We start from the raw sequence: 15103 nt of genomic DNA, 5'->3' as shown, positions 1-15103 counted from the left end.
GGGGTCGGAGTGGTGTGCGATGCGGTCCGGACCGGAAAGACCTGCCGGCCGAGTGGCGTGCGATGCGGCCTGGACCAGGAAAGACCTGCCGGCGGAGCGGCGCGCGACGCGGCCGGGACACATGAACGCCGGGACACAAGTACGCCGGGGTCGCCGTGGCCGGTGGCTCCTGTCGGGAGGACGGAGTTCCGGTCACGACGACCCCGGCGGGTCCGGGACAGGCGACGCGTTGCGCCGCCACGTCAATTGAAGATGCTCACACCACCCGGGCCGACCAGAAGCCCAACGACGATGAGGACGATGCCCCACAGGATCTGCCGGCGGAACAGCGCGAGGATGCCGGAGACCACCAGTACGACTGCGAGAATCCAGAGAATCAGCTCCATGTTTGCTGAATACCCCCCACTCCGACGCCGGAAACCTGTGGCTGATCAAGGTCCTCACCCAAGTGGAAGACGCTGTACGCCTGCTTGATCACCGGGTGCGCGACGTTGCGTACGCGTACCCCGCCGGGCGTGGTGCCGCGCTCGGAGCCGTGGTGCGCGTGCCCGTGCAGGGCCAGCGCGGTGGGCGCCGAGTCGACCGCCTGCCCGAGCTGGTAGCAGCCCAGGAACGGATAGATCTCCAGCGGTTCCCCGGCCAGGGTGTCCGGCACCGGCGAGTAGTGGGTCAGCGCCACCAGCGTGTCGCAGTCCAGTGAGCCCAGCGCGGCGGCCAGCCGGTCTGCGCTCTCGGTCGTGGTGCGGACGAACGCCTTCATCTCCGGCTCACCGAAGTCACTGGCGCACCGGCCGGCGAACCCGCCGCCGAAGCCCTTGACCCCGGCGACGCCGAGCCGGCCGCCGTCGCAGTCGAGCACCACGCCGTCGCCCTCCAGCACGATGATCCCCGCCTCCTGCAACGCGCCGACCACCTGCGGCACCTGGTCGCACTGGTGGTCGTGGTTGCCGAGCACGGCGATCACCGGTACGCCCAGTCCGCCGAACTCCCGCGCCACGCACCGGGCCTCCGCCTCGGTGCCGTGCCGGGTCAGGTCACCGGCGAGCAGCAGCGCGTCGGCCTTGTCCGGCAGTTCCTCCAGGGCCGGCCGGAAACGGCCGACCACGTCCTCGTCCACGTGTACGTCGCCCACCGCGGCGATCCGGATAGCCATCGCGCCTCCTCAGGGCAGCTGCTCGATCTCTGTGGGCGCCTGCGCGCGGATCACCCCGATGTCGCTGGTGACCGGTTCCTCGGGAAAGCGCTCGGCCACCCGGCGCAGGATCTCCTCCCGCCGGTGGGCGCTCTCCACCTCGCCCATGAGCACCAGACCGCGCTCCGTCCGGACCACGGAGATGCCCTGCTCGGCGACGGACGGATCCTCGGCGAGCAGCCGGTGGATCTCCGCCTCGACGTACTCGTCCGGCGGCCCGGCACCGGGGTCGCGGTACGTGGTCACGGTGTTCCCCTCCCGTCGGCCGTGCCACCGTCGGGCACGACGTCCAGCCTGTCCAGCAGCACCAGGAACGCCTCCGCGTACGGCGAGTGCTGCGTCTCCTTGCGTACCCGTTCCCAGTCGATCTGCTCCCGCAACGACCGGGCCAGCGGCAGCCCTCGCGCGAAGTCGCAGTAGTGCTGGGAGAAACTGAGCAGTTTGTGCACCATCAACTGGGTGGCGGACAGCACCGGCATGTGGATGGCGTCGACCGGCCGCACGACCGTGTCGCCGAAGGTCTCCTCGGTCACCGGCGTCTCGATCGGGCGGTGGATCAGGTCCACCATCCGTCCGCCGTCGAAGACCTTGACCAGCCAGTCCTCCGGGGGCCGCTCGGCGGTGAACCCGGCCGCCACCAGCGCCTCCAGGGCGGCTTCGACGTCCGGCTCACGGATCAGGAAGTCGACGTCGTGCTCGCTGGAGTGGCCGCCGTGCGCGTACACGGCGAAGCTGCCGCCGAGCGCGAACGGGATGTCCGACTGCTTGAGCACGGCGGCGACCTTCTTCAGTGTGTGCAGGAGAGTCTCGTCGTCGCGCTCGGCCATGTCGCCTCTCCCGTCGAGATCGTTCGGTGCTACCGGTGGGATGCCGGATCGGTACCCGGCAATCCGGTCGCCCACACCTGCGTGGCGCGTGGAAGGGGTCGATCAGGCGGATAGCGGGAGGAACCACCCGGCGGCCGTGCGGGGGTCGGATATCCTGTCGAGAGTGGCCAGATCGACGGGTACCCGGTGCGGCACGGCCCGACTGCGCACCGTGGCCCTGATCGGCGTGGACGGCTCGGGCAAGACCACTCAGGCGCACCGGCTCGCCGAGGCGCTCACCGCCGCCGGCCACCCGGCCACATACCACCGCAACGCCGGTGGGCGTCGCTGGCTGGGGCGGGCCGCGCACCGGCTCGGTCGGCCGGACGCGCAGGGTCTGCTCGGGCGCGACGCGATGCTGCTGCTGGAGTCCGTGCTGCGCTGGCTCGCCATCGCCATGGCCCTGCTCGGCAGCCTGTGCACCGGCCGGGTGGCGGTGATGGACCGCTACGCCGTCTGCCAGTACGCCAGCCTCCGGGCACACGGTGGTCGACGCTGGGAGCGGCTGGTCCGAGTCGCGTACCGGGTCTTCCCGCAGCCGCAGGTGACGTTCCTGCTGACGGTACCGCCGGACGAGGCGTACCGGCGGATCGAGCGGCGCGGCACCGACGAGGAGAGCCTGACCTACCTGACCGCCGCGGACCTGGCGTACCGCACGCTGCCGGAGTCACCGAGCTTCGTGCCGGTCGACGGGGACCGTCCGGCGGACCAGGTGGCCCGGGACATCCGCGACCATCTCGCCGCGTGGCTTCCGGCCGACGACGAGCCGGACGAGCCGGGTCCGCAGCGGTACCGGCCGTGGCTGCCCGGGCCGGTGACCGCGCTGGTGCCGATCCAGGCCCTGCCGTGGGCGGCCGGGGCGGCCCCCGTTCAGGTCCGGCCGTGGTCGATCCGGCCGCCGACGATTCAGGCCCGGCCGTAGACCGGTACGGCGGCGCCGCTGGTCGGCGCGGACTCGTCGGAGGCCAGGAAGCGGATCACCGAGGCGATCTCGGCCGGGTCCACCCAGCGGGCGTGGTCGGCGTCGGGCATCGCCCTCCGGTTGGTGGGCGTGTCGATGACGCTGGGCAGCACGGTGTTGCAGCGCACGCCCGAGGCCCGGTACTCCACCGCGACGGCCGAGGCGAAGCCGAGCACGGCGGCCTTCGCGGTCACGTAGCCGGACACGCCCGGGAACGGCGCGAGGGCCGCCCGGGCCGCCACGCAGACCACCGCGCCGCCGCCGGCCGCGACCAGGTGCGGCAGGGCCGCCCGGGTGACCAGGTGGGTCGGGCGGAGGTTGAGGGTGAGCATCCGGTCGAACTCCTCGACCGGCGTCTCGTGCACCAGGCCCCCACTGGCGTACCCGCCGACCAGGTTGACCAGGGCGCGTAGCGGCGCCTCGGGGTCACCGGCGGCCACCTCGACCGCGCGGGCGACGTCCTGCGGGTCGGTGAGGTCCGCGACCGGCCGTACCGGTGCGTCGCCGTCGGGTTCGCTCTCCGGCGACGGCTGTTCGCGTTGTGGCGCCACCACCCGCCAGCCCGCCTCGACGAACACGGCGGTCACCGCCCTGCCCAGCCCGCCCGTGCCCCCGGTGACCAGCACACTGCGTCGCGTCATGGCCCCACGCTAGTGCCGCCGTCCGGTCGGCCCCCGAGCGACCCCGGCCGACCGGTGGGACCCGGCCCGCCGGGGGAGGCGGCCCCCGTCGGACGGGTGGCAGGCTGTGGGCGTACGCCCGGGCGGTGTGGTCCGTCGGTGGGCGCGGCGTGGTTGACGCTCACGGCTTGTGAAAGTAAGTTTCATCCGTGGGGAAGAGTCCGAAGATTTCCGCGAGCCACGAGCCGGGTGGACTGATCGTCCACATCAGCGGCCTGCTCCCGTCGCTGTCACCGGCCGAGCAGCGGGTCGCCCGCCTGGTGGTCGCGGACCCCGCCGACGCGGCCCGGCGGACCATCACCGACCTCGCCACTGCCGCCGAGACATCGGAGGCCACGGTCATCCGGTTCTGCCGGTCGGTCGGCATGGAGGGTTACCCGCAACTGCGGATCCGGCTCGCCGCCGAGGCGGCCCGGCGGATCGAGCCCCCGGACGCGCGGGTGGTGGGCGGCGACATCCCGCCCGGGGCCGACTTCGCCCAGATCATCGCGACCATCGCGTTCAACGACGCCCGCGCCGTGGAGGAGACCGCCGAGCAGCTCGACCCGGCGGTCTGCGAGCGGGTGGTGGACGCCATCGTCGGCGCCGGCCGGATCGACATCTACGGTGCCGGGGCCAGCGGGTTCGTGGCCTCGGACTTCCAGCAGAAGCTGCACCGCATCGGCCGCACCGCGTTCTACTTCCCGGACGTGCACACCGCGCTGACGTCAGCGGCCCTGCTCGGCCGGGGTGACGTGGCGGTCGGCATCTCGCACACCGGCACCACCTCGGACGTGGTGGAGGTGCTGGAGCAGGCGCGGTCCCGGGGCGCCACCACGGTGGTGCTGACCAACTTCCCCCGCTCGCCGGTCACCGAGGTCGCCGATCACGTCCTGACCACCGCGGCCCGGGAGACGACCTACCGTTCCGGCGCCACCGCGAGCCGGCTCGCCCAGCTCACCGTGGTCGACTGTCTCTTCGTCGGGGTGGCCGCGCGCAACCGCCCCCGGGCCCGCAAGGCGCTGGAGGCGACCGCCGAGGCGGTCCGGTCCCACCGGGTCGGGTCCGCCCGGAGGCGGGCATGACCGCCGGTGCGGTGGAGCCCGACGCGGCCCCGGCCGCCGTCCGCCCGACGGTCCGGGTCGGCGCGCCGACCGAGCGGCGCAACCCGCTCAGCGCCGACCTGGATCTGATGTCCACCCGGGACGTGCTCGCCGTGATCAACGAGGCCGACCGGCGGGTACCGGCCGCGGTGGCCGCCGTCGGCGACCGGATCGCCGAGAGTGTCGACCTCGCCGTCACGGCGCTGCGGAGCGGCGGCCGGGTGCACTACTTCGGGGCCGGTACCTCGGGGCGGCTGGGCGTGCTGGACGCCGCCGAGCTGGCTCCCACCTTCAACTCGCCCCGCCACTGGTTCTGCGCCCACCTGGCCGGCGGTCCGGACGCCGTGTGGCGGGCGGTGGAGGACGCCGAGGACGACGACACCCGAGGGGTGACCGAGGTGACCGACTGCGTGCGTCGCGGTGACGTGGTGATCGGCCTCACCGCCAGCGGTCGCACCCCGTACGTCCTCGGGGCGCTCGCCGCGTCCCGGGCCGAGGGCGCCTCGACGGTGCTGCTCTGCGCGAACCCGGACGCTCCGGCCGCCCGGTCCGTGGACGTCTTCATCGGCCTGGACACCGGGCCGGAGGTGGTCGCCGGGTCGACCCGGATGAAGGCGGGCACGGCCCAGAAGATCGTGCTGAACAGCTTCTCCACCGCGGTCATGGTGCGCCTGGGTCGGGTCTACTCGAACCTGATGATCGACATGGTGGCGACCAACGCGAAGCTCCGGGGACGGATGCTCTCGATCCTGGTCGAGGCGACCGGTTGTGGCGAGGACCGGGCCCGTCAGGCCCTCGACGAGGCGGACGGTGATCTGAAGACCGCACTGGTCAGCCTCGTCTCCGGGGTGGAGGTGACCGCCGCGCGGGCGGCCCTGGCCCGCTCCGCCGACCAGGTACGCGGCGCGCTCGCGCTCCTCGCGTCCTGAATCCGACAGGCGTCACGGGCGCCGTACGGGCCGGGCATAGAACCGGGGTACGGATTGTTCAACTGGCCGTGGGGTAATACCACCGGCGTGGATGAACCGACCGGTCCGCGTACGCGTATCAGGCAGTGACCAGGATCGCAGCACGGTGGTGACCCGGGTCGCTGTGTCGGTCGGCCGGGCAGTGTTGCCATGGACCGGGACGGACGGCGATCCGTCGATCCGTCGACCTCACGAGGTGCCTGCCGACCCCAGTCAGGCAGGGTGCTGACAGCAAACGTAGACCGTGCTCTCAGCGGATTATCAGGCATTCGTGACACTTTCGACCCACGACATGGAATCCCTGACACGTCTCATCTGTTGTGTAGATGCCGGCTCCGGTGGGCACAGCGGAAGTTGCGGGGAGGGCTGATGGGCGTGGGGATGGCAAGGAACCGGGCAACCGGCGCGAGCGAGGGGACCGTGGGCAACGTGGACAAGAACATCGGAATGCGCACCGACGAGGTCGCCGAGGAGCGCGACCTGGTCGGAGTCTACCTGCACGAGATCTCCCGGACGCCACTGCTGGACGCCGCCAAGGAGGTCGATCTCTCCAAGGCGATCGAGGCCGGCCTCTATGCCGAGCATCTGCTCGGTGAGGACCGGATTCCCGACGGTGCCACCCGGGACGAACTGGGCCGGTTGGTCGCCGAGGGCGAGCGGGCCAAGGACCTGTTCATCCGGGCCAACCTCCGGCTCGTCGTGTCGATCGCCCGCCGCTACGTCCGCTCCGGGATGCCGATGCTGGACCTGATCCAGGAAGGCAACACCGGTCTGGTCCGGGCGGTCGAGAAGTTCGACTACGAGCGCGGCTACAAGTTCTCCACCTACGCGACCTGGTGGATCCGCCAGGCGATCAGCCGGGCCATCGCCCAGCAGGAGCGCACCGTGCGGCTGCCGGTGCACCTGGTGGAGGACGTCAACCGGATGCGTAACGTGGCTCGCCAGCTCACCCGCGAGCTGGGCAGCGACCCGGAGCCGGAGCAGATCGCCAAGGCACTCGGCGTGACCGTCGAACGGGTCAACGAGCTGGTCCGCTGGTCGCAGGACACCGTGTCGCTGGACACGCCGGTCGGCGACGACGGCGACACCAACCTGGGTGACCTGGTCGCCGACAGCGACGCACCGTCGCCGGAGGAGATCGTGCTCACCGGGCTGGAGCGGCAGCGGATCGAGGGGCTGCTCAACCACCTCGACGACCGCTCGGCCGGGATCATGCGGGCCCGCTACGGGCTGGAGGACGGTCGGGAGCACTCGCTCACCGAGGTGGCCTCGCGGTTCTCGCTCTCCCGGGAGCGGATCCGGCAGTTGGAGATCCAGGCGCTCGGGCGCCTGCGCGAGCTGGCTCGCGCGGAGGGCCTACAGGCCGCCTGAGCTGGTAAGAATGACGGCGAACGGCCGGCGTCCGATAGGGGGACGCCGGCCGTTCGCCGTCTGCGGGTACGACTCAGCGCACCCGTCCGTAGCCGTACGGGGGCATCAGGTCGACGGCGCGTTTCTCCACGTTGCGACCGAACGTGGGGGCGTGGATCACCTGACCGTCGCCCACGTAGATCGCCACGTGTCCGAGACTGCGATAGAAGACCAGGTCTCCGGGGCGTAGCTCGCCACGGCTGATCTTCGCCACCTTGCCCCACTGCATCTTCGTGTTGTGTGGCAGCGACTTGCCCGCCGCCCGCCAGGCGGCCGAGGTCAGTCCGGAGCAGTCGTAGCCGTTCGGCCCGTCCTGCCCCCAGGCGTACGGCTTGCCGAGCGCCCCGTAGGCGAAGCGGACGGCGACACCGGCCTGGCCGGAGACCGAGGGCGCGTCGTTGGCGCTGCCGGAGTTGTTGGTCGGGCGTTCGGTCGCCCGGCCGTACGCCTGCCGGCGCATCTCGTACAGCTTGGCCAGGTCCCGCTCGATCCGCCGTTTCGCGGCGGCCAACTCCCGGGACTGGGCGGCCTGCCGGCTGAGCGTGACGTCCAGCCGGGTCTTCTCGTCGAGCAGCCGCTGCTGGTCGGCGGTGTAGCTGGCCACCGTCGCCTGGCGTTGCCGGGTCAGGTGGTCCAGCGTGCCGAGCCGGTCGAGCATGGACGTCGAGTCGTCGGTGCGCAGCAGGGCCTCGGCGGCACCGAGGTTGCCGGTCTTGTACGCGGTGACGGCCAGTCGACCGACGTCCGCCCGGCTCTGTTCGGCCTGCTGCTCCAGCGGGCCGATCCGCTCCTGCAGCCGATCGACGGCGGCCCGGTTGTCCTTGATCTTCTCGCGCAGCTCGTTGTGTGACTCCACCACGTCCTGTAGCTCGGCGGAGGACTTGTCGATCCGCCGGGTCAACTCGGCGGTCGACGGTTCGGCCCGGGCCACCGTGGCGGGCGCGACCAGCGCCAGCGAGCAGGCGGCCACGGCCAAGGCGCGCAGCGTGTTCGTCAGGGACGACAAGAGCTCGATGCTCCTCTCCCAGGGCCGGCGCGGGCCTGCTGACGCTCCGCGACGGCACCGGACCGGTGCCGTCCGGCTGGACGGCGGTCGACCGGGCCGACCTGCCCAAGGTAGTACGGGAACAGAGTTACCGGCAGGGATTGTCGGGACATGTGAGGAGCATGTGGCGAATCTGATTCACCCTAAGGGGGTATGTAGGCTTATCTGGGCAGATGCCGTACTGGTCGCTCTCGGCATATGACGTCGGATGCCTCGGCGCTATAACCGATAAGACGGACTTGGACGGCTCTTTCTGGCGACGGCCGGCCGTGGAAGCGGCGTGACCACCGGAAACAGGCCGGTGCGGCTGGCGCGCCCGGCAGACAATGGGCGCACAGCCGGGATTCCCGTCAGCCGGCGTCGCGGGTCGGTGGACCGGCTCGGCGACGCCCGGTGGTGGGGGAGGAGGGGCCGTGAATCCGGACGGTGCGACGACACGACCACCACGCTCCGCGCCCGGTGGCCGGAGCCAACGGCTGCTCTACGCCCGACCCGGGATCATCGTCACCGCCGACCGGTTCACCGTCGGGCGCAGCACCTGGCGGGTCGCCGAGCTGACCCACCTGCACACCACGCGGGGGGACCAGGACCCGGTGGCGGCCCGGGCCGTGCTGGTCTCCACCGTCGTCATCGGCGGCATCGGTCTGATGCTCGGCTTCACCGGCGGGCTGCACCGGCTCACCGCCGAGGCGTACCTGCTGCTCGGGGCGGTGTTCCTGGTGCCGGTGCTGCTCGCGGCGGCCGGGGACCGCTGGCGCCCGCCGCCGTACGAGTTGTGGGGGCGGCGCGGCGAGGTCGAGGAACTGCTGTTCAGCAGCGACGACGAGCAGCAGTTCGGCCAGGTGAGCCGGGCGTTGCGCCGAGCCCGGGAAATGCACAGCTACGGCGGGTGGGAGGACCCGTTGGCGGCCGCCGACCCGTGGCGGCCGCGCCGCTGAGGGCCCTGCCGCGCGGCTAGCCGGCCACCGGCTCCGGCGTCTGCTGCTCCCGCACCCGCTGCTCGGCCAGGTACAGGGCGCTCACCCGGCGCTCGGCCCAGAAGGAGACGAAGGGCACGGTGCCCGCGAGCATCACCAGGACCATCCGCTTGAGCGGCCAGTCGACCCGCCGGGACAGGTCGAACGCGGCGACCAGATAGAGCATGTAGAGGAAGCCGTGCGCCTGGCCGACGGTCTCCACCAGGATCGGGTTGTCGAAGCCGTACTTGAGCGGCATGCCGATCACGACAAGCAGGATCAGCACCACGCCGACGACCCAGGCGATCACGCGGTAGCGGGTGAGGGCAGCGCGCACGTCTCGTCAGTCCTTCCGGGCCCGGGCTCAGCCGGGGTAGTCACCGGGCTTGGCGCCCGGATTGGCGTTCAACCATGACAGGTAGCGGTTGTAGGCGGCCAGCTCCGCGTCGTCGGAGACCTCGTCGACGGCGGTGGCGCGGGCCACTCGTACCGGCCGGCGGATCCCGGGTCGCGGCCGGTCCGCCTCCGGCGTACCGGTGGACGCTCCGGCCTCGTCGGTGCCGCGCGTCTCCTCGGTCGAGGCGTCCGCCGCCGGCGTGGTGTCGCTGGCCTCGGCGGTCGGCTCCTCCCGCAGCGTGTGGCGCACCTCGCGCCACCACACGAAGACCACGAAGCCCGCGAAGATCGGCCACTCCACGGCGTAGCCCCAACTGATGGCGTTGCCGGCGGCGGCCCGGCTGACCTGCCACCAGCCGAGGCCGAGGAAGGTGGTCACCAGCACGACCAGGGCCACGTGGCGGGCGATCCACGCCGGGGTCCAGAGCCGCTTCATGGCAACGAGGGTACCGGGACCGGCTGCGCTCTCCGACGCGGTGTCGTAGTGGCGGCCCTGGTTTGGCCGCACCCGGCGTGGGCAACCGTACAGACGCCAGCCCAGCACGGACGAGGGGGCGCGAGATGACCGCATCAGGACGATCGGACGGGTTTCCCACCGGAGGCACCGAGGTGAGCCCCGAGCAGCGGATCCCCGAGTGGGGCGACGACCGGGCGACCACCGCCCCGCTCGACGGGGACCTGCCCGGCGTCGACCCGGCCGAGCTGAGCGAGGACGACCTGATCCGCGAGGTGCAGAGCCTGCACCGCACCCGCCTGGACACGTTGCGCCACGCCACCGACTCGGCGTTGGCCAACCACCTGCGGCGTACCGCCGAACTTGAGACCGAGTACCTCGCCCGGCACCCCGGGCGGGAGGTCGACCCGAGCCGGCTGCGGGACGCGTGATGGCGTACGCGGAACGCGGGGTGTCCGCACCCCCCGAGGTCGTCTTCAACACCGCGACCGACCCGGAGCGGGTCGCCGCCTGGCTGCCCGGACCTCTGCTCACCGGCGACTCGTCCGACCAGGGCGACGGTGACCGGATGCGGGCCCGCTGGGCTGGCCACGGCACCGACTGGTGGGCCGAGCTGCGGGTGGAGCCGGTCGACGCCGGTGGTGCCCGGGTCCGTCTGGACATCTCCGGCGGCGGCGCCGAGACCGACCGGCTCGCCGACGAGGCCCTCACCAAGCTGGCCCGCGAGGTGGACGACAACCTCCAGGCCGGCTGACCCGGCCGGACAGCGCACGACCGAGCCGCCCGGAGTCCGGGCGGCGATCTGGGCCGTCCCGGCCGGGACGGCACACCCCCGCGTGAGACGAAGGAGGCCGGGTGAGCGAGCTGAAGCAGAAGGTGGCGCGGTTGCGTCAGGCGTACGCTCCGCACGAGCACCGCCCGCTGGGCGGGTACCTGGCGGCGATGGGCACCTACGCCGCGGTGACCGGTGCCATCGCCGGGCTGGTCAAAGCGACCGGGCGCCCGGTGCCGGAACGGCCCGCCACGTCCGACGTGGTGCTCCTGGCCATCGCCACCCACAAGCTCAGCCGGCTGTTGTCCAAGGACGCGGTGACCAGTCCGCTGCGGGCGCCGTTCACGCAGTACGACCGGCCGATCGGCAGCGGCGAGGTGATGGAGCAGGTACGCGACTCGGGCAGCTCCACCCGGCACGCCATCGGCGAGCTGCTGAGCTGCCCGTTCTGCCTGGCGGTCTGGGTGGCCACCGGGTTCACCGGTGCGCTGGTGCTCACGCCGAGGCTGACCCGACTGGTGGCCACCGCCCTGACCGCGGTGACCGCGTCCGACTTCCTCCAGATGGCGTACGCGATGGCGCAGCGGGGGGCCGAGGGCGACCACCGGGAGTGACGTCAGGCCCGGTGTCCTCCGGCGGCGGGTGCCGCCCGGGGACACCGGGCCTGTTGGTGTGCCGGGCGTCAGCGCTGCATGCCGGACCAGCCGCGCGGCGACTCGGGTTCCCGGTCGTCCTCGTCGGCGCCGGTGATGATGTCCCGGTCCACGGCCGTGCGATCGTGCTCGTTGGCGAAGTCCGGCTCGGGAAGGGTGTCGGTGTCCTCCGGGGGTTGGCCGAGCGCGGGCATCCGGTCGTCCTGGTCTTCCTCGGGCTGCGACATCGCGTTCCTCTTCTCGTCGCCGGCGCCGGCCGGGTCGCCGCCGGACGTCACCCCGCCGTACCACCCAGCAGGTCGGACACCTCGTCGACCGCGTACTCGCCCTGGGGCAGCGCGTTGAGCCGGGAGAGCAACTGCGCCGGCAGTTCCGCGGCGACGGCCCGTCGGTAGATGTCCACCTGACTGATCCGCTCCTGACCGTGGTAGAGGTCGTCGAGCAGGTCGTCGAGCGGCCGGGTGTCCACCTCCTCCGTCTCCACCTCGTCCGGTACGGCGGCTGCCGTGCCGGGCAGGTCGGTGACGGCCGGGTCGATGCCCGCGGTGTCGACCACGGGCACGTCGGCCAGGATGGCGTCGGGTAGCCGCGCCTCGGTCGTCGGTGCCGTGGGCGCCCCGGGCGCCCCGGTCACGGGTACGTCATCGGTCACGCCCGCCGCCTACCCCCACCCCACCCGGCCAAACTCCCACCGCTCCTGCGGCGATCATGAGGTCGGCGGCGTTCTCGCTGGTCGCGCCGCCCGCCGACCTCTGATCGACGGAAGCAGGTCAGGCGGGGGTGGGCAGGGTCCGCGAGTGGTGGGCGCGGCGGGTACGCACGGCGGTGGCCAGCGCGTCGAGCACCTCGTCGGTGGTGTCCCAGCCGATGCAGGCGTCGGTCACCGACTGCCCGTAGGTCAGCTCGCGGGTCGGGTCCAGGTCCTGGCGGCCGGGCTCCAGGAAGCTCTCCAGCATGATCCCGACGATGCCCTGCTGACCGGCGGCGATCTGCGCGGCCACGTCGGCGGCCACGGTGGGCTGGTTGCGGTGGTCCTTGCCGCTGTTGGCGTGGCTGGCGTCGACCACCAGCCGCTCCGGCAGGCCGGCGGCCCGCAGCAGCTCCAGCGCACCGGCCACCGACTCGGCGTCGTAGTTGGGCTGACCGCCACCGCCGCGCAGCACCAGGTGGCCGTCCGCGTTGCCCCGGGTGTGCATGATCGCCGGGGTGCCGGAGACGTCGATGCCGGGGAAGACGTGCGGTACGCCGGCCGCCCGGATCGCGTCCACCGCGGTGGAGATGCTGCCGTCGGGGCGGTTCTTCATGCCGATCGGCATGGACAGGCCGGAGGCGAGCTGGCGGTGCACCTGGCTCTCCACCGTGCGCGCCCCGATCGCGCCCCACGCCACCGTGTCGGCGATGTACTGCGGGGTGATCGGGTCGAGGAACTCGCAGCCCACCGGCAGCCCGAGGCGCAGCACGTCGAGCAGCAGCGCCCGGGCCAGCCGCAGGCCGGTGTTGACGTCACCGGAACCGTCCAGCCCCGGGTCGTTGATCAGGCCCTTCCAGCCCACCGTGGAGCGCGGCTTCTCGAAGTAGACCCGCATCACCACCAGCAGGTCGTCGGAGACCCGCTCGGCCGCCTCGCGCAGCCGGTGCGCGTAGTCCAGGGCGGCGGCGGGGTCGTGCACCGAGCACGGCCCGACCACCACCAGCAGGCGGTCGTCGGCGCGGTCGAGGACCTGCCCGACCGCGCGTCGCCCGCTCAGCACGGCCGAGGTGAGGCCGGCGTCCAGGGGCAACTCGTGCAGCAGCAGGGCCGGGGTGGTCAGCGGCACGACGCGGTCGATCCGCTGGTCGATGACCCGGTGGTTCTCCGGGGTCGTCACGGTGGGCATCCTTTCGCCGACCGCACCCGGGGCCGGTGCCCGGGTCGAGCCGGCTGCTCGTACGCGAAAGGGCAGGAACGAAAGCTCCTGCCCGGCCGGCTCGAATTCGGTGACGTCAGATCATGGTGAGGTCACCGGCCGAGCCGGCTGCCTAAACCATCGATACGACCGCGTCACGGCGGTAAGAGTACCTGACGGTGCGCGGATGCTCACCTTCTCGTCGCCGAAGTCTCGTCTCAGGTTCACCCCAGTCGATGAAACGCTCGGTAGTTTCGGCGCGACCGACAGACGTCTCCCGGGGAGTTCCGATGGATCGTCGTACCGTTCTGCGTACCGCTGTCGCCGGTGGCGCCGCCGCATTCTCCGGCGGTCTCTGGGCCGGCGCCGCCGTCGCCGCCCCTGCTCAACCCGGTGTCGGCCCGTACGGTCCGCTGCGTACCGCCGACGCCAACGGCATCATGCTGCCGACCGGATTCACCAGCCGGGTGATCGCCCGGTCCCGCCAGGCGGTGCCCGGCACGTCATACGTCTGGCACGACGCACCCGACGGCGGCGCCTGTTTCACCGCCGGCACCGGCTGGATCTACGTCTCGAACTCTGAGATCACGCCCGGCGGCGGTGCCTCGGCGGTCCGGTTCCATGCCGACGGGAGCGTCGCGTCGGCGTACCGACTGCTCTCCGGCACCAACCAGAACTGCGCCGGGGGCGCCACCGGGTGGGGCACCTGGCTCTCCTGCGAGGAGGTCAGCCGGGGGTACGTCTACGAGACGTACCCGCAGGGCGGCACCACGGCGGTGCGTCGGGCGGCGATGGGCCGCTTCAAGCACGAGGCCGCCGCCTGCGACCCGGACCGGCGGGTGATCTATCTGACCGAGGACGAGACCGACGGCTGCTTCTACCGCTTCCGGCCGACGAACTGGGGCGACCTCTCCGCCGGCACGCTTGAGGTGCTGGTCGCCGGCAGCGGCACCAGCGGCCCGGTCACCTGGGCCCGCGTGCCCGACCCGGCGGCGTCGAGCACGCTCACCCGTCGCCAGGTCTCCGGTGCCAAGAGCTTCAACGGCGGCGAGGGCTGCTGGTACGCGGACGGCACCTGCTGGTTCACCACCAAGGGCGACAACCGGGTCTGGGCGTACGACGCGGTGCAGCAGCGGATCGATCTGGCGTACGACGACTCGCTGGTCTCCGGCACCGCGCCGCTGACCGGGGTGGACAACATCACCGGTGCCCGGTCGGGCGATCTCTACGTCGCCGAGGACGGCGGCACCATGGAGATCTGCGTGATCACCCCGGACGAGGTGGTCGCGCCGTTCCTGCGGATCATCGGGCAGTCCTCCTCGGAGATCTGCGGGCCGGCCTTCTCGCCCGACGGCACCCGGTTCTATTTCTCCTCGCAGCGCGGCACCTCCGGTTCCTCCTCCGGCGGCATCACCTACGAGGTCCGTGGCCCGTTCCGCACCTGATGTGTAAGGAGGGGTCCCCTGCTATCGCCTCGTGCATAGCAGGGGACCCCTCCTTACATCCACGCGTGCGCGGGATGGGGTGGGGGTAAGGAAGCGGCATGACTGACGCGCAGAGCGACCAGGAGCGAATCGAGTCGCGGGCCCACCTGCTGCCGGAGGAGGCGGCGGTCGGCAGCGACGACCCCCAGGCCCAGGCCGACGCGATCCTGACCGAGTCGGACCTCCGCGAGGCCGACCGCAACGCCGCCCCGGACACCTTCCTGGAACGGCGTACCTCGGAGCAGACGGTGACCCCGATCGAGCCGCCGGACTGACCGTGGCGGGGCGCGGCCGTCCG

General features: G+C 72.2%; 21 protein-coding genes. 10 read left to right on the top strand and 11 right to left on the bottom strand.

Annotated features, from left to right (window positions below; all coding sequences use genetic code 11):
* Positions 1-242: 242 nt before the first annotated feature.
* From ABT008_RS00165 to ABT008_RS00150, 4 genes are read right to left on the bottom strand one after another with little or no spacing between them, the layout of a single operon-like run.
* The gene (locus tag ABT008_RS00165) at positions 243-386 is read right to left on the bottom strand and encodes a GPGG-motif small membrane protein (RefSeq protein ID WP_165521906.1); all 144 of its coding nucleotides are present in this window, start codon (positions 384-386) and stop codon (positions 243-245) included.
* A complete protein-coding gene (locus ABT008_RS00160) occupies positions 377-1153 on the bottom strand; it encodes a metallophosphoesterase family protein (RefSeq protein ID WP_350692334.1) in 777 nt (258 codons plus the stop codon). The genes ABT008_RS00165 and ABT008_RS00160 overlap by 10 nt, the downstream gene beginning before the upstream one ends.
* A gap of 9 nt (positions 1154-1162) precedes the next feature.
* Complete coding sequence (locus ABT008_RS00155) at positions 1163-1438, bottom strand: hypothetical protein (protein WP_350692333.1); 276 nt, start codon at positions 1436-1438, stop codon at positions 1163-1165.
* Complete coding sequence (locus ABT008_RS00150; RefSeq protein ID WP_350693135.1) at positions 1435-2061, bottom strand: nucleotidyltransferase; 627 nt, start codon at positions 2059-2061, stop codon at positions 1435-1437. Before ABT008_RS00150 ends, ABT008_RS00155 begins: the two co-directional genes overlap by 4 nt.
* Before the next feature lie 121 nt (positions 2062-2182).
* Here ABT008_RS00150 and ABT008_RS00145 point away from each other — a divergent pair, with 121 nt between their 5' ends.
* Positions 2183-2980 (top strand): dTMP kinase, encoded by a 798-nt coding sequence (locus ABT008_RS00145; protein WP_350692331.1) that lies wholly within the window; start codon positions 2183-2185, stop codon positions 2978-2980.
* Here the strand turns inward: ABT008_RS00145 and ABT008_RS00140 are convergent.
* The gene (locus ABT008_RS00140; protein ID WP_350692329.1) at positions 2965-3660 is read right to left on the bottom strand and encodes an SDR family NAD(P)-dependent oxidoreductase; all 696 of its coding nucleotides are present in this window, start codon (positions 3658-3660) and stop codon (positions 2965-2967) included. The genes ABT008_RS00145 and ABT008_RS00140 overlap by 16 nt on opposite strands.
* A 188-nt stretch (positions 3661-3848) precedes the next feature.
* Between ABT008_RS00140 and ABT008_RS00135 the strand changes: the two genes are divergently transcribed.
* The 3 genes from ABT008_RS00135 to ABT008_RS00125 all read left to right on the top strand — a co-directional run bounded on the left by ABT008_RS00135 (position 3849) and on the right by ABT008_RS00125 (position 7120).
* Positions 3849-4763, top strand: coding sequence for a MurR/RpiR family transcriptional regulator (locus ABT008_RS00135; protein WP_350692327.1), 915 nt, complete (start codon positions 3849-3851; stop codon positions 4761-4763).
* Positions 4760-5710 carry an N-acetylmuramic acid 6-phosphate etherase gene (locus tag ABT008_RS00130; RefSeq protein WP_350692325.1) on the top strand — a complete coding sequence of 317 codons (951 nt, stop codon included), beginning with the start codon at positions 4760-4762 and terminating at the stop codon, positions 5708-5710. Before ABT008_RS00135 ends, ABT008_RS00130 begins: the two co-directional genes overlap by 4 nt.
* A 420-nt stretch (positions 5711-6130) precedes the next feature.
* Positions 6131-7120 carry a sigma-70 family RNA polymerase sigma factor gene (locus tag ABT008_RS00125; RefSeq protein WP_350693133.1) on the top strand — a complete coding sequence of 330 codons (990 nt, stop codon included), beginning with the start codon at positions 6131-6133 and terminating at the stop codon, positions 7118-7120.
* Positions 7121-7193: 73 nt separating this feature from the next.
* On the opposite strand, the gene ABT008_RS00120 is transcribed toward ABT008_RS00125, so the two are convergent.
* Entirely contained in the window at positions 7194-8165 is a 972-nt protein-coding gene (locus tag ABT008_RS00120) for a C40 family peptidase (RefSeq protein WP_350692323.1), read from the bottom strand.
* A 452-nt stretch (positions 8166-8617) separates the two neighbouring features.
* Between ABT008_RS00120 and ABT008_RS00115 the strand changes: the two genes are divergently transcribed.
* On the top strand, positions 8618-9142 hold the full coding sequence (locus tag ABT008_RS00115; RefSeq protein WP_350692321.1) for a DUF6232 family protein: 525 nt from the start codon (positions 8618-8620) through the stop codon (positions 9140-9142).
* A 16-nt stretch (positions 9143-9158) separates the two neighbouring features.
* Here the strand turns inward: ABT008_RS00115 and ABT008_RS00110 are convergent, their stop codons facing one another.
* Together ABT008_RS00110 and ABT008_RS00105 are read right to left on the bottom strand one after the other, a co-directional pair.
* Positions 9159-9497: a DUF3817 domain-containing protein gene (locus ABT008_RS00110; RefSeq protein WP_350692320.1), complete on the bottom strand. Its 339-nt coding sequence runs from the start codon at positions 9495-9497 to the stop codon at positions 9159-9161.
* 27 nt (positions 9498-9524) lie between these two features.
* Complete coding sequence (locus ABT008_RS00105; RefSeq protein ID WP_350692318.1) at positions 9525-9992, bottom strand: hypothetical protein; 468 nt, start codon at positions 9990-9992, stop codon at positions 9525-9527.
* Positions 9993-10117: 125 nt separating this feature from the next.
* Here ABT008_RS00105 and ABT008_RS00100 point away from each other — a divergent pair, with 125 nt between their 5' ends.
* The 3 genes from ABT008_RS00100 (at position 10118) to ABT008_RS00090 (ending at position 11396) form a co-directional block, all read left to right on the top strand.
* Positions 10118-10441 carry a DUF6158 family protein gene (locus ABT008_RS00100; RefSeq protein WP_350692316.1) on the top strand — a complete coding sequence of 108 codons (324 nt, stop codon included), beginning with the start codon at positions 10118-10120 and terminating at the stop codon, positions 10439-10441.
* Positions 10441-10764 carry an SRPBCC domain-containing protein gene (locus tag ABT008_RS00095; protein WP_350692314.1) on the top strand — a complete coding sequence of 108 codons (324 nt, stop codon included), beginning with the start codon at positions 10441-10443 and terminating at the stop codon, positions 10762-10764. The genes ABT008_RS00100 and ABT008_RS00095 overlap by 1 nt, the downstream gene beginning before the upstream one ends.
* Before the next feature lie 101 nt (positions 10765-10865).
* Entirely contained in the window at positions 10866-11396 is a 531-nt protein-coding gene (locus ABT008_RS00090; protein ID WP_350692312.1) for a DUF1360 domain-containing protein, read from the top strand.
* Positions 11397-11464: 68 nt separating this feature from the next.
* On the opposite strand, the gene ABT008_RS00085 is transcribed toward ABT008_RS00090, so the two are convergent.
* From ABT008_RS00085 to ABT008_RS00075, 3 genes are all read right to left on the bottom strand, one after another.
* Entirely contained in the window at positions 11465-11662 is a 198-nt protein-coding gene (locus ABT008_RS00085; RefSeq protein WP_350692310.1) for a hypothetical protein, read from the bottom strand.
* Positions 11663-11709: 47 nt separating this feature from the next.
* Positions 11710-11973, bottom strand: coding sequence for a hypothetical protein (locus tag ABT008_RS00080; protein WP_449948676.1), 264 nt, complete (start codon positions 11971-11973; stop codon positions 11710-11712).
* A gap of 232 nt (positions 11974-12205) precedes the next feature.
* Positions 12206-13312 carry a 3-deoxy-7-phosphoheptulonate synthase gene (locus ABT008_RS00075; RefSeq protein ID WP_350692309.1) on the bottom strand — a complete coding sequence of 369 codons (1107 nt, stop codon included), beginning with the start codon at positions 13310-13312 and terminating at the stop codon, positions 12206-12208.
* A 299-nt stretch (positions 13313-13611) separates the two neighbouring features.
* Between ABT008_RS00075 and ABT008_RS00070 the strand changes: the two genes are divergently transcribed.
* Both ABT008_RS00070 and ABT008_RS00065 read left to right on the top strand, forming a co-directional pair.
* Complete coding sequence (locus ABT008_RS00070) at positions 13612-14766, top strand: alkaline phosphatase PhoX (protein WP_350692308.1); 1155 nt, start codon at positions 13612-13614, stop codon at positions 14764-14766.
* Positions 14767-14864: 98 nt separating this feature from the next.
* Positions 14865-15080 (top strand): hypothetical protein, encoded by a 216-nt coding sequence (locus ABT008_RS00065; RefSeq protein ID WP_350692306.1) that lies wholly within the window; start codon positions 14865-14867, stop codon positions 15078-15080.
* The last annotated feature ends 23 nt before the right edge of the window (positions 15081-15103 follow it).

It is taken from the genome of Micromonospora sp. NPDC002389, assembly GCF_040296095.1.
Classification (GTDB): domain Bacteria; phylum Actinomycetota; class Actinomycetes; order Mycobacteriales; family Micromonosporaceae; genus Micromonospora.
Note: the sequence above shows the minus strand (reverse complement) of the source record. Positions and strands in the feature narration are given on the sequence as shown.

Coding starts and splice junctions, on each gene's coding strand:
- ABT008_RS00140 (WP_350692329.1), bottom strand. CDS start 3,660: ATGACGCGACGCAGTGTGCTGGTCACCGGGGGCACGGGCGGGCTGGGC.
- ABT008_RS00085 (WP_350692310.1), bottom strand. CDS start 11,662: ATGTCGCAGCCCGAGGAAGACCAGGACGACCGGATGCCCGCGCTCGGC.
- ABT008_RS00105 (WP_350692318.1), bottom strand. CDS start 9,992: ATGAAGCGGCTCTGGACCCCGGCGTGGATCGCCCGCCACGTGGCCCTG.
- ABT008_RS00070 (WP_350692308.1), top strand. CDS start 13,612: ATGGATCGTCGTACCGTTCTGCGTACCGCTGTCGCCGGTGGCGCCGCC.
- ABT008_RS00065 (WP_350692306.1), top strand. CDS start 14,865: ATGACTGACGCGCAGAGCGACCAGGAGCGAATCGAGTCGCGGGCCCAC.
- ABT008_RS00165 (WP_165521906.1), bottom strand. CDS start 386: ATGGAGCTGATTCTCTGGATTCTCGCAGTCGTACTGGTGGTCTCCGGC.
- ABT008_RS00095 (WP_350692314.1), top strand. CDS start 10,441: ATGGCGTACGCGGAACGCGGGGTGTCCGCACCCCCCGAGGTCGTCTTC.
- ABT008_RS00075 (WP_350692309.1), bottom strand. CDS start 13,312: ATGCCCACCGTGACGACCCCGGAGAACCACCGGGTCATCGACCAGCGG.
- ABT008_RS00160 (WP_350692334.1), bottom strand. CDS start 1,153: ATGGCTATCCGGATCGCCGCGGTGGGCGACGTACACGTGGACGAGGAC.
- ABT008_RS00100 (WP_350692316.1), top strand. CDS start 10,118: ATGACCGCATCAGGACGATCGGACGGGTTTCCCACCGGAGGCACCGAG.
- ABT008_RS00130 (WP_350692325.1), top strand. CDS start 4,760: ATGACCGCCGGTGCGGTGGAGCCCGACGCGGCCCCGGCCGCCGTCCGC.
- ABT008_RS00125 (WP_350693133.1), top strand. CDS start 6,131: ATGGCAAGGAACCGGGCAACCGGCGCGAGCGAGGGGACCGTGGGCAAC.